Annotated in this window: 5 protein-coding genes and 3 pseudogenes; 6 read left to right on the top strand and 2 right to left on the bottom strand. The window is 63.5% G+C overall.

All coding sequences use genetic code 11. The annotated features are described in order from the left end of the window. Positions 1–209 precede the first annotated feature (209 nt). Both GA0070609_RS16155 and GA0070609_RS16150 read left to right on the top strand, forming a co-directional pair. On the top strand, positions 210–1,742 hold the full coding sequence (locus GA0070609_RS16155) for an FG-GAP repeat domain-containing protein (protein WP_157748193.1): 1,533 nt from the start codon (positions 210–212) through the stop codon (positions 1,740–1,742). A gap of 187 nt (positions 1,743–1,929) precedes the next feature. Next, a pseudogene (locus GA0070609_RS16150) lies at positions 1,930–3,028 on the top strand (IS701 family transposase). Positions 3,029–3,066: 38 nt separating this feature from the next. On the opposite strand, the gene GA0070609_RS16145 reads toward GA0070609_RS16150, so the two are convergent. Next, positions 3,067–4,362 carry an MFS transporter gene (locus GA0070609_RS16145; protein ID WP_088994566.1) on the bottom strand — a complete coding sequence of 432 codons (1,296 nt, stop codon included), beginning with the start codon at positions 4,360–4,362 and terminating at the stop codon, positions 3,067–3,069. Between the two features lie 1,103 nt (positions 4,363–5,465). On the opposite strand from GA0070609_RS16145, the pseudogene GA0070609_RS35200 reads away from it, so the two are divergent. The 3 genes and pseudogenes from GA0070609_RS35200 to GA0070609_RS16130 form a co-directional block, all read left to right on the top strand. Continuing rightward, positions 5,466–5,893, top strand: a pseudogene (locus GA0070609_RS35200) (transposase); the annotation flags it as partial. An 83-nt stretch (positions 5,894–5,976) separates the two neighbouring features. Next, a pseudogene (locus tag GA0070609_RS33875) lies at positions 5,977–6,234 on the top strand (transposase); the annotation flags it as partial. 602 nt (positions 6,235–6,836) lie between these two features. Next, positions 6,837–10,151, top strand: coding sequence for an AfsR/SARP family transcriptional regulator (locus GA0070609_RS16130; protein ID WP_157748191.1), 3,315 nt, complete (start codon positions 6,837–6,839; stop codon positions 10,149–10,151). Positions 10,152–10,525: 374 nt separating this feature from the next. Here GA0070609_RS16130 and GA0070609_RS16125 read toward each other — a convergent pair whose 3' ends face one another. Further along, on the bottom strand, positions 10,526–10,912 hold the full coding sequence (locus GA0070609_RS16125) for an immunity protein Imm33 domain-containing protein (RefSeq protein WP_231928816.1): 387 nt from the start codon (positions 10,910–10,912) through the stop codon (positions 10,526–10,528). Positions 10,913–11,070: 158 nt separating this feature from the next. Between GA0070609_RS16125 and GA0070609_RS16120 the strand changes: the two genes are divergently transcribed. Next, positions 11,071–11,568: a pyridoxamine 5'-phosphate oxidase family protein gene (locus GA0070609_RS16120; RefSeq protein WP_088994564.1), complete on the top strand. Its 498-nt coding sequence runs from the start codon at positions 11,071–11,073 to the stop codon at positions 11,566–11,568. Positions 11,569–12,899: the final 1,331 nt, after the last annotated feature.

Here is a 12,899-nt window from a genome sequence, read left to right as displayed (position 1 = left end):
ACTTGACCAACCCCATAGCGACACCCCAGGGGGCTACCACACCATCCGCAGTTCACTCACGAGCTCCGGATCGAATTGGCGTCTCGCCACAACCCCTGAACCTCTGTATCACCAGCGCTGACCTCCAGTCGAGAGAAATGCATCCGATATAAGCGCGTTGTGCGGTGGCTATACCAGGTCGACTCACCGTGGTTCCCAAGATTCCTAACGTGGGATATCTCAAGGGAAGGGTTCTTGTGAAGATTCATCGTCTCCTATCTTCCGTGTTCTGCGGGGTGGTTGCTGCAGCGGTTGGTCTGGCCGCTGCCGCGGTCGCAGCTACTGCCGACCCGATGCCCGCGCATGCCGCTTCTACGGCAGGTGGTCCGATCACTCGTTCCGAAGTGTTGGACCGAGCGCGCCACTGGTATGCGCAGGACCCAGCCCGTTACGACGGCGGGGATACTAGCTTGTGGCTTGCTGACGTCGATGGCCATCATAGGTATCGGCGGGACTGCTCGGGCTTCGTCTCGATGTCACTGCACCTCGCCTCTAGTCCGAGTTCCTTTATTCTGAGTACCTCTACCTATGGTGTCCCGATCAGCCGGCAGGATCTCAGGCCGGGCGACTACCTCACCGTCGATGACGACGGCAGCGGCGGGGGTACGGATGGCCATGTCGTCCTGTTCGAAGCGTGGATCGACCACGATAGGTTCACCTACTACGGGTTCGGCGGAACGGATGGCCAGCGCAACGGCCTTCGGCACCGTATCGGTGATTTCAGCGGTGCTGCAACGCCTGCCCTCGGCGGCGCCTGGCCGCAGTCGGACGATGGCGGCAACGGCGCCGGTCAGATTGATGGTCACCCCACCAGCCAATACAGACCGTATCGATACAAGAACATCGTTGACGATCTAGGTGTCGTCGAGCAGACGGAGTATGCTGATATTGATGGAGATGGCCGGGCGGATCTTATCGGGGTGAGTGGCCCTAATAACGACCTCACGGCGTATCGTAATCAGGGGTGGAGCGCTTCCAGTGGCGTGATCGTCGGTTGGGATCGTAAGTCGCTTGTCAGCGGGTTCGGGGATGCATCTCGGACCACGTTCGCCGATATCGACGGGGATGGTCGGGCGGATTTGATTTCGGTGAGTGGACCCAACAATGACATTACGGCGTATCGTAATCAAGGATGGAATTCTGCCAACGGTGTCATTGTTGGCTGGGACCGTAAGCTGCTTGTCAGTGGGTTTGGCTCGCTCAATGGCCTCAAATTCGCCGACATCGACGGCGACCGGCGAGCCGACTTGATCACAACCACGGGCACGAACAACGACGTTACTGTGTACCGCAACCAGGGATGGAATGCTTCCAGCGGTGTCATCGTCGGTTGGGACCGTAAGCCACTCGTCAGTGGGTTCGGAGGGCCGCTCGAGTTTGACTTCGCGGACATCGATGGCGACCGGCGCGCTGACCTCGTAGCCGCAAGTGGTGCGAACAACGACCTCACGGTCTATCGGAATCAGGGGTGGAACGCTTCCAGCGGTGTCATCGTCGGTTGGGACCGCAAAGCACTCGTCAGCGGGTTCGGAGCACTGTGGCCCCTCAAGCTTGCCGACATGGATGGGGATCTACGTTCGGATGTCGTCGCCGTCAGCGGCGTGAACAATGACCATACTGCCTACCGCAACCAGGGATGGTCCTCCACGGCGCTCATTGTGGGATCGGATCGGAAGTCGATCACGTCAGGGTTCCCAGCTTAACCTGCATCTAGACCGCAGTTGGTGAAACGCCCACTCTAAAAGGAATCCGTGACGCTGGCCGAGGTCGCTTCCTCACCAAGCGGCCTCGGCCACTATCGGCCCACACCTCCCCGGCAGCCTAGTAGTGCTTTGTTAGGTCGGCGTGTCGCTGATTCGTTGGAATCGTTCAGGGTAGTTCGATGGTGCGGTGCCCCTGACGAGCTTTTCCGTTGTGCGGCAACGGCTTGCGACGTTCGCCGTAGACGTTTTCACCCCGCTGGTGCGGTCGGATCAGCGGGCGAAGGGTGAGACGTACTTGCGAGGGCTGTTGCTGGATGGGCGGCGTAAGTCGATGCAGCCGATGGCGGATCGGCTCGGCGTGGATCATCAAGGGCTGCAGCAATTTGTGACGACCTCGACGTGGGACACCACGGCAGTGCGGATGCGGCTGGCCCGCCGGGCCCTCGAGGTGGTTGGGCCGGTGGCGTGGGTGGTCGACGACACCGGCTTCCCGAAGGACGGCAAGAGCTCGCCGGGCGTGGCCAGGCAGTACTCCGGCATTCTGGGGAAGGTGGCGAACTGCCAGATCGGGGTGAGCGTCCACCGTCACCGACACCGCACCGTGCCCCCTCGATTGGCGGCTGTTTCTGCCGACGTCGTGGGACGACCACGCCGTTGACGAGGCCGATCGGCCCGAGGTGGCTGCTCGCCGTGGCCGTTGCGGGATCCCTGAGGATGAGCGTCATCGGCCGAAGTGGTCGCTGGTCGTGGAGATGCGCGATGAGCTGGCCGGCTCCGGCCTGCGCCCACCGCTACTGGCCGCTGACGCCGGATACGGGGACAACAACCAGTTCCGCAGCGGCCTGGACCAGCGGGCGGTTCATCTTCCCGCGGGTGCGCCCGGCAGGCCACCGCGTCGCGCGCGACGCCGACGGCACCCTGCCGCAGCGGTGGCTGATCGCCCAATGGCCCGACAACGAGGCCGAGCCGGTCAAGTACTGGCTGTCCAGCCTGCCCGCCACCACCAGCCACCCCGACCTGGTCCGCTACGGCAAGATCCGCTGACGCATCGAACACGACTACCAGGAACTGAAGACCGGCCTCGGCCTGGACCACTTCGAAGGCCGCTCCTTCACCGGCTGGCACCGCCACGTCACCCACGTCACGGCCGCGCACCTGTTCATCACCGAACAACGCCTGGACCCAAAAGCGGCTGCGCCGGCCTGACCCTCTACACCGTCATCCGCGAGCTGCAACGACTCACGCGACCTGGACCGGCGCCTGCATCACCTGCCACCAACCCGTGAAACCCTTACGCTGCAACAAACGCCACCGAACCTAGCTACTAGGGCCGGGCCGCGTCGTGGATGCTGGCCAGGGTCGGTATCCCCGACAGGGCCACCCACAGCGTGGCGAGTGAGACGCCGACCGCGCCGACGGCCATCGCAGCGAACGGGCCTGCCTGCGTCGCGAGGGCGCCGCCGAGGGCGGCGCCTACCGGGATGGCGCCCCATGAGATCAGCCGGTAGGCAGCGTTGACCCGACCCCGTCGGTCTTCGGGTATGGCGGCTTGGCGCAGGCTGACCGCGTGGACGTTGGCCATGCCGATGCCGACGCCCATGACGACGAAGACCGCGCAGAGTAGCGGCAGTAGCCCAGCACCGGCCCGATTGGCAAACAGCACGCCTAGCGGTGCGCCGTTGCCGAGAACAAGCGTGACGAGCAGGACCCTGCCGTACCCGAAGCGGGCGGTGAACCGGGCGCCGAACCAGGCGCCGGCGAAGGAGCCGAGGCCGCCGGCCGTGAACACCGCGCCGATCGCCAGCGGGTTCAGGTGCGCGTCCCGGACCGCGTAGAGCAGGAGGCCGAGGATGAACGCCTCGTTGAATAGGTTGAACGTTGCGGCCTCGCCGAGCAGCGGTCGCACGTACCGGTGGCGGATCGTTACGCCGATGCCGTTTACCGCATCGCGCCAGGCCGAGCCGCGGACGACCGGCAGCCTGTCGGGCTCGGTTAAGCGGATTCGGCTCAGGGATACAGCCGACATGAGGTACCCGAACGCGTTGAGCAGTAGCGCGACTGGCGCGGAGAGCGCCTGCACCAGCAGGCCGCCGAGGCCACGGCCACCGATTTCGGCCGCGGATTGCGCCGCGGAGAGTTTGCCGTTGGCGTCGACGAGTTGCTCCTCGGCAAGGATCGCCGGCAGTACGGCGAAATCGGCGACCTGAAAGAGAACGGTCAGCAACGCGACGGCGAACACGACGACGTAGAGACCGGGCATGCTGGCCACGCCCGTCCACGCGGCGACGGGGACGAGCGCGACGAGGAACACGCGACCCAGATCGGCGATGATCATCAAGCGTAGCCGGCCGCGCCGGAACCGGTCCACCAGCAGTCCGGCCGGCAGTGTGGCCAGCAGGAACGGCAGGAACTGGACCACCCGCAGAATGCCTGCCTGCGCCGCGGAGGCGGAGAGCGTGACCAGGGCGAACAGCGGCAGTGCGAGTTCGGCCATCTCAGCACCGAGGGTCGAGGCGGCGGACCCGCGCCACAGCCGGCGGAAGTGCGGGTTGGACCAGGCAGGTGCCTGGCTGCGGTCGCCGTCGACCTCCTTCGGCGCACCCGGCGTAACCGATACCATGGGCAATGAGGTTACGGATAACCGCGTTAAGGGGCAAGCCGGTTATGCTGGTAGCGGGGTCTGCTGGCCCCGCGATTGCAGCACCGAACCGACTCGAGCCGGTTTACCCACGGCGCCGGCAAGGTCTCGCCCGCGCGGCCCGGGGTTCCGGGACGAGTCAGGCGCCTGGGGGATGGCGCGAGCGCCCTACAGCGCGGGGAGACGTCCGAGGTCGCCGTCGGTAGGGAGTAGTGCGCGTCGCGGGCGCTGGACGTCGACCTGCTAGGCTACGCAACTCCCTTGGCGATGACCGTATTAGCACTGGGTGCCGCTGGTCTTCGCCGTCTGGAGGTGGACGGCACGGTCGCCATCGGGAAGGGCCCACAAGTTCGACGCGCTCGGCCGCCACGCGGTCGAAAACGGCTCCCGGAGACCTTGGTGGCCAACGCCCTGACATGAGAGGTGCCGCTACCAAGTCGCTATGTATAGGTGCGGTATAGGTCGGCCATGTCGGCGTTGCGGACTGCGCGGCGGCCTGTATAGGAATAGGGAGCGCACGTTGGCGGGAATCGGGCGAGCCAGCGTGGGTGGCTCTGCAAGTGCTTCGGTGAGCCGGACGAGGCGCAGGCGGAGTTCAGGCACGTCCTCCCGGGCTTGCCCTCGTCTACGGGAGGGGGTGCCACGGCGGGGCTCCGTAGCGGTTTGCCGGCCTGTACGGGGCCTCGCCGATCACCTTAAGCCACCACTACCAGTTGCGCACCAGTTGAGTTGTTACGTTAGCGAAGCCCTCATCGTGCCAGTTGGTGGCGATCTCGCTGAGCTGCATGGATTAAGCGAATGCGGCGACGAGAAGGGCGATGTGTCTGTGAGTGGTTGGGCGGGATTGTAAGACGAAGGTGCTGCTCCTTACTAAGGAGCAGCACCTGATGTCCGAGGGATCGATGGTCGCCGTCGATACTGCCGAGCTGGCGAACAACGCGCCGGGACAATCGCGGCGGAGGGTGTGGATGCGGAGCTGGCCGCCCATCTGGTGGAGCAGTGTAGGCCCGTGCGGCGGGTCTGTAGCTGATCGGGAACGGTGGTCTGCTGCAGCAGCTCACGAAGCGGGTTCTGGAGTCAGCGCCACCGGCGAGGTCCAGGCCCACCAGGCCGAGGTCTATTGAACCGACGTGTTGCGGCAGACGATCTCAACGATCACCGACAAGGTCGTCGAGGGCATTGACCTAGTGGCAGAACCCTCCCTTGGACCCGGTCTATCCGATTACCTTCCTCGACGCGGTGCACGTGAAGGTTGGCGACGGGACGGTCGCCAACCGGCCCATCTACCTCGCCCTGGCCGTCACGGTCGAGGGCACCCGGGACATCGTCGGCCTGTGGGCCGGTGAGGTTGGCGAAGGCGCCAAGTTCTGGCTGCAGCGAGTTCGTGCCGCTCCTGGCCTTCGACGCCGAGATCCCCACCGTCGTCTGCTCCACCAACGCCATCGAGTCCGTCAACGCCCGCATCGGCCGCGCCGTACGCGGCGCAGCAGATCGCCCACGGTCACCAGCGTCGGCGGCCCCGCCCCGTCGGGTCTAGGCGATTGGCCAGGGTAGACGCACTTTAGCGCGGCGGCTTCGTTAGCGAGGTGGCCGCGGGCGGACCCCTTCCACTTCGTTGCGTGGGCCACCGACGCCGTCGACCAGGTTCGCCGACAGGTGTGGAACGCCACGGCCGGCCGCGGCGCCGGTCGTCGAGATGTCATCGAGCGCGGGATGCCCAACGGCCGCACCGAGTCCGTCGCAAAGATCCGCTTGACCACCCAGGCGGCCTTCGGCTTCCACTCACCCCACGCCCTCATCGCCCTGGCCATGCTCAGCCTCGGCGGCCACCGACCCCACCTACGCAGACGCTGATCCCAGGGGCCACCCACACATCGAACGCAAGATCCAAAAAGGTAACGGGGCATAACCCGTACGGCGACATAGGGCCACCACGGTAGCCAAGAAGATGCTGGGAGCAGCGCCGCATACCGCACCGGGGAGAGAGTGAGGACAGATAAAGGATGTCATCAGCAACCGTCAAGCGGCGAAGTTGCGGAGAGAGACTCCCAGACCATGCCTTCGGTAGGTCTGCCGCCACACCTGACACAGGGAAGGGTGCGTCATCGTCGAGGGCAGATTCTTCCGGAGAAGGTGGCTGATTCGTCGCGACGCGACACAAGAATGCATGCGAGGATAGGAATGCATAAGCCGGCTGAGTCATTTAAGAGTGCCGTAGCTCGGGAGACTACGACGATTTACTGGAGCGCGTAGAAGTGCCATCTGGACAACCGCAATCGAAGGTGCCGATGCGCAATAAGGGCAAGCTCTGGTGATGATAGCTGGGAAGCTCGTCTTGCGGCGCCGGGATCGTGCCCGATTCGTGGGATGGCGAGAATCCTGAGGTAGTCGACGCCACGGTTCACGTAGCCGACGCCAGCAAGTGCGAGCGCCACGCCGATACTATTCGTGAGAGCGTGGAGCGGCTGCCAACAATGGTGACCGACTTCTTTGGGGGCGGGATGGAGTTTCACGTTTTAGGCCATCTCCAGGTGACTCATGATGGCGCGATACTGCCGATCGGTTCGGCGCACAAACCCAGGCTCTTGTTAGCCGCGCTACTGTCGTCCGCAGAGCGAACGATGACGACGGAACTTCTTATAGGCGCCGTCTGGGGCAGCAAACCACCGGCCTCGGCGCGGCGCAACCTGCAGCTGTACATTCATCAACTGCGGTCGGCTATTGGAAGAGACTTCATCTCGAGTGGCCCTGGTGGGTACCGGATTCACGCCGGAGACGCCCTAGATGCGAGCCGGTTCGGTCGCCTTGCAGTCGACGGAACTTCCGCGCTTGAAAAGGGTGACCCATTACGAGCCGCCGACGCCTTACGGGAGGCGTTAGATCTGTGGCGGGGGCCAGCATACTCGGAATTTACTGAAAGCTCGTTGGTACATGACGAGGCCGCTCGGCTGGAAGAGCTTCGGCTCTCGGTGTACGAGCGCTGGGCAGAGGCGCAGCTGGCGCTGGGGAACTACGGGGTAACGATTGAAGCTCTGTCCGGACTTACTCGCTCCCACCCATACCGAGAAGACCTGCGGGCCAGCCTGATGCGTGCTCTGTACGGCGCTGGCCGGCAGGCGGACGCACTAAAACTGTACCGAAGCACCAGGAGTCTACTCGCAGAGGAGCTCGGCATCGAGCCTGGGCCGCAGCTGCAGCGTCTGCACGAGCAGATGCTGCGCGGTGACGTCGATAAATTCGGAGGCAAAGAGTCGGGGGTGGCCGCTGTCGATATCAAGCCTCAGATACTACTTCCTCGTCAGCTTCCTGCCAGCGTGTCCGGTTTCGCAGGCCGCGAGGACGAGCTGAAGGTTCTCGACAAAATGCTAGCCGACGCTGCAAGTCAGCATGCGGGATCCGTCGCTATCTCTGCGATCACCGGCATGGCGGGCGTCGGTAAAACTACGCTTGCCCTTCATTGGGCGCACATGGTGGCCAGCGAATTTCCACACGGCCAGCTATACATAGATCTGAAGGGCTTCGCTACTGAGAAGCCGATGCGTCCGATTGAGGCGCTCACTACGCTTTTAGGAGCATTGGGAGTCTCGCCTCAACACGTGCCGGTTGATGTTGCTGCGGCTGCGGCACAATTTCGATCTCTTCTCGCCGGCCGGCGAATGCTCATCCTGTTGGATAATGCCAGGTCCTCGGCCCAGGTTCAGCCCCTTCTGCCTGCCAATACTGGGTGTTTCGTTCTGATTACGAGTAGAGATAGGTTAGGTGGCTTAGCCGTTCAAGGAGCCCGCAGGCTCGTTCTAGATGTTTTCCGCCTAGAAGAATCTGTGGATCTTCTCCGTCGTTTACTCGGAAACGGGCGGGTGTCGGCGGAGGTCACTGCAGCGACTAGCCTGGCCCGTATTTGCGCTCATCTTCCACTTGCACTGAGGATTGCCGGAGCGGCCCTCTCCGACCAGCCTCGTCGTCCGATTGCCAATTATGTGGCGAACCTCGAATTGCGTCAGCCGTTGGCCGCACTCGCCGTGGACGGTGATGATGATATCGCAGTTCGAAACACCTTTGACCTCTCCTACCGCACCCTGCCCGAATCGGCGCAGCGGATGTTCCGGCGACTCGGTTTGGTTCCTCTACGCGATTTCACCTCGAGCGCCGTCGCCGCGCTGGCAGACACAAGCGAGTCAGAGGCTCATCGTACGCTGGAAAAGCTTTCCGCATCACATCTGCTCACGCAGCAGGGGGGCGACGGCCGTTTCACGATGCACGATCTGCTTCGCCAGTTTGCCGCAGAACTCGCGGAGCGCGAGGACACTGCGGCGCAACGTGACGCCGCCGTACAAAGGCTCCACGCCTGGTTTTTGTCGGAAACAGTTGCCGCTGTGGAGTCTGTATATCCGCACGTGCTACGGCTGCCGCCGTCTGCGGGTGGAGCGGCTTCAACCGTTGGGGTGAGAGACGTCGAGTCAGCTCTCAGATGGCTAGACGCGGAGCGGCGGAACCTGGTGGCCGCCACTGTCCACGCGGCTCGTTCTGGTCCACGCGCGGCTGCATGGCGCTACGCCGACGCCCTGCGCGGCTATTTTGATCAGCGAAGGCATCGCAACGACTGGCTGACTGTGGCACGTGCCGCGGCGGCGGCCGCGCGTGCCGACGGGGATGCGTTGGCGAGGGCGTCAGCCTACCATGGGTTAGCCCAGGTTCATTTCTGCCTTGGCAGCTATCGGCAATCAGTTATCTACCTGCAGCGTACTCTGCTGCTCGCTGCCGAGGCAGGCTGGGACCGCTTGGAAGCCGCAGCGTCGAGCAACCTGGCTATCGCGCTGGTTCTTCAAGGCCACACGCGCGAATCGATTGAATACGTAGATCGCGCACTGAAGGTTCACGAACGCATTGATTGGCCGTCTGGACGCGCACGGGTCACGGAGACCCTAGCGAGCGCTTATAGGGACATGGGCCGACTCGATGAGGGCTGCCGTTTGGCTGTCCATGCACGCGCCCTTTGGCGCGCGAGCGGTGCGCGATTGGGTGAAGCCCACGCCGTCGCCTCGCTTGGCGAGCTCTATGCCCTTCTCGGACGACTGGGGGACGCGTCTCGGCTTCTTAGATCCGCACTCTCCACCTTCTGTGCGTTGGGCAGTCGACACAGTGAGGCGATGTGTCACGCCTGGCTCGCGCGCGTCGATCGTGATATGGGAAGGTTGAAGGATGCGGCCCACTCTGCCCAGCGCGCATTGAAGCTAGCCGACGGAGTGGGTGACCCTCGACTCCAGGCCGTGGCACGCCATGCCGTAGCGCTTGTTCACTACGCGGAAGGCGATTATACCGAAGCGATGCGTCTCCATCAGACCGCACTCGCTATCGCTGATAGTCGGAATCTTCGGTACACGGCTGGAGAGATCCTTCTGGGCTTGGCGACCGCCCACGGTAGTTGCGGCGATCATCAGGCAGCTATCGACCTCGCTTGCCGGGCGATGGAACTGGCCAGGCAGGCAGGCTTCAATGTAATCGAAGGATGTGCCCTAACTATCCTGGCCAGGGCGTACCACAGTTTGGGGAATTCTGCTCTTGCCTTGGAGCGCGCTGCCTTGGCGCTGAACAACCACCAACGAACAGGACATCGAATCGGCGAAGCCGAGACGCGCGAGTTGCTCGAATCGATCCTGCGGAACCTTGGAAACGAGCCTGCCGCCATGCATCACGGCGACATCGCCCGGGCGCTTAGGGGCCGGATCGTACGAGGCGGGAACCCCGCGATAGCAGAATGCCGTGCAAGTTGACTTGGGGCGTGGATTCGGTGCAGGCAGGTCAGCCAAGCAGTGAGCAGGTATTCCAACGTTATCGGTAGATCGGGAGCCCGCCGGGTTGGCACGGCCTCGCGCACAGCCGTCTCGATAAAGACAACCGTTTGACCTTGACGAGGATGACTTCAGTCATGTGCCGCTGGTGGCAACTCTGGTTTGGGAAGACCGATGTATGGCCAGGGAAGCGGGTCTCCGCGCCGCCGTTGGCGCCGCACATGGGTACTCTGCATCGAGCGTGCGGCAACGTTACGGCCGGGCTTCAGTTGGTGCGTGATGGATCTGTGTCGGATGATGCATTACATGATCGGCTAGGGCTGACCTACCTGCGGAACTGGTTCGTCGTGCCGATGTCAGACGTCGAGGAGAGTCTCGTCGTACCAGACGTCCTCGTAGTCGGGTGCCAGCACCACGCCCCAGCCTGGGGGGAGTGCAAGGTACGGCTCAAGCTGCGGGGCGTAGTCGTCCAGGTGCTCAACGTGCAAGGGTGCGAAGAACTTGTCGTCTTCCTGCGGGATCGCCGGGCCGCGCCACACGAACCAGCCGTTGCTGCTGCCTGCGATCGGGTGGCGCAGGGCGTTGAGCGGCTCCAGCTCGCGTGGACGCGAGAGTGCGAAGCCGACCATCGTTCCCTGGCCGGGCGGCGATGGCTCGACGGCGAAGCGTCGACATATGTCGTGCTGCGCTGCCGAGGCACTGAAGGCCGGCCTACGCCGACGCCAACTGATCATGTCGCCCATCATGTGAAGTCAAACCGTCATGGGTCAATCGGAGTGCGACAAGTGCGGCAACGTTACCGCAGGTACAATATAGTGTACGTGGTGCCGGAGGGGCTGTACGCCGGCCATCTCCACAGCGGAGCGAGTGCGGTTGGGTCATCTAGAGAAGGAGTGACCGTATGGAGCCAAGCGCAAGTGACCCGCTCACGTCTGCAGGACCGCCGACGAGCTGGGCCAACGCTAGAGCGCAGTTAGCTGCGGCGGATACATACTGGCTTGTGACCATTGGCAAGGATAATATCCCGCACGTGGTTCCGGTTCTGGCCGTGTGGCACGACTACGCATTGCATTTTGCGGCAAACAACAAATCACGGAAGGCCCGCAACCTCGCACTGAACCCTCGCTGTACCTTGAGCACTAATGCCGAGTCGCTCGACATGGTTGTGGAGGGTAGAGCCATTAGGGTGGTCGAGGCGGTCAAACTTCGCCAAGTCGCACATGAATATTCCGCAAAGTACGACTGGCATGTAACGGTGCGGGACTCTGCCTTCCACGATACGGAGGGAGCGCCCACCGCTGGCCCTCCCCCCTATGATGTCTACGCGGTTAAGCCTGCCATCGTTTACGGCTTTCAAACCACCGCTTCCTTCAACTCCACGCGCTGGCGGTTCGACTAGCAATCGCCGAGCGGTAGGCATACCTCATTATCGACCCAACGACAGTGAAGGGCGCCGGCACCCTTGGCCGGGGCGCCCGCGTGGTCGACTGATCCGCGACACCCCGCGCACCACGCTTGAGGTCATCCGCAAGCCCGGCCGGCCAGCGCGGCTCTGCGGTTCATCTCCACCGCATGGGTCGCGCAATTCCACCTGGCCTGGCTCACCCTCTCCCACCCGCTGGTCCGCGCCTACGAACGCGCCCCGCAGACTCCGAAGCACCCGCCCGCAGGCCGAAATCACCGGCACAACACTCCAACCACCAGGCCGACAAACCACCCCACCCCGACCTAGATCGTATCTGGAAGTGCGCGTAGCCATTCCTTGATGGCGGTGACGTGGATGGTAGCTTCGTAGGGACGGCGACTTTGTCGTGGCGGGCGGCCAGGCTGCGGTGGCGTTTGAGCCTGTCGATCCCGTCGCGACGGCTGTCGATGAACTACAGGGTCGAAGGCCGGTGACCGGCCACCTGCGGAACCCTTGGCGCGGCGGTGTGCTTCCTGGTCGACGCTGCGCGGACGCAGGCCATGATTCCACGTCGGCGCAGGTAGCGCGGTCGCCGCGGAAAGGTGTAGGCGCGGTCGGCGATGAGTCGATCGGGCCAAACGCGCGGACGCCGGCGCCCAAGAGAGGCGCGTGAAGACCGGGCGGCGCTGCTGGAAACTGGGGCTGCCACCGCGGTGCCCGTGGTCAGCAGGATCGACAGCGGCTTGCCGCCCTATTCGCACGCCAGCGAAGCTTGTGGCCCACCGACCGGGGCTCGAGCCGGTTTGTACCACCTTTGATCGCCTGGATTGGAAGCCGTTGATCACCGTCGACATGTCAAAGTGACTGGCGGACCGCAGTTTTCTCAGCAGGACCTCGTGCGGTCGCCGCCACACGCCGGCGTCGTTGCGGTCTGTAGCCGACGCGAGCATCAACCCGGCCCGAATCCGAGTCCTGAGGCGAAACACCCACTGAATCGCGGTACGACAAGGCACTGTGGCACCTGCGGTCGTTGCCGAGGGCCTACGGTCCGGGAATCGATGCTTGCTCGCGTGGATATGCGGCAGCGACGGCTCGATCTCGCCCCACAGATCGTACAAACACGATCCTCGCGACGATCATCCGACCGTCACGAGCCAACCGCCCCGAAGCGGATCTGGCTGGCACGAGCCGAGATCAGCGGCGCGATCCGCTTTCACAACCAACCAGATATCTCCCTTATAGCGCGGCTATACCAGCAAGTGCGATTATCCCACTCGATCATCGTTCCGACAGAGATATCGAAAAGGACGCAGCGCATGAAGTTT

It is taken from the genome of Micromonospora echinaurantiaca (genome assembly GCF_900090235.1).
GTDB lineage: Bacteria > Actinomycetota > Actinomycetes > Mycobacteriales > Micromonosporaceae > Micromonospora > Micromonospora echinaurantiaca.
Note: the sequence above shows the minus strand (reverse complement) of the source record. Positions and strands in the feature narration are given on the sequence as shown.

Bases quoted from the DNA above. Each gene is read 5' to 3' on its own strand.
- GA0070609_RS16120 (WP_088994564.1), top strand. From the start codon at position 11,071: ATGGAGCCAAGCGCAAGTGACCCGCTCACGTCTGCAGGACCGCCGACG.
- GA0070609_RS16125 (WP_231928816.1), bottom strand. From the start codon at position 10,912: ATGGGCGACATGATCAGTTGGCGTCGGCGTAGGCCGGCCTTCAGTGCC.
- GA0070609_RS16145 (WP_088994566.1), bottom strand. From the start codon at position 4,362: ATGGTATCGGTTACGCCGGGTGCGCCGAAGGAGGTCGACGGCGACCGC.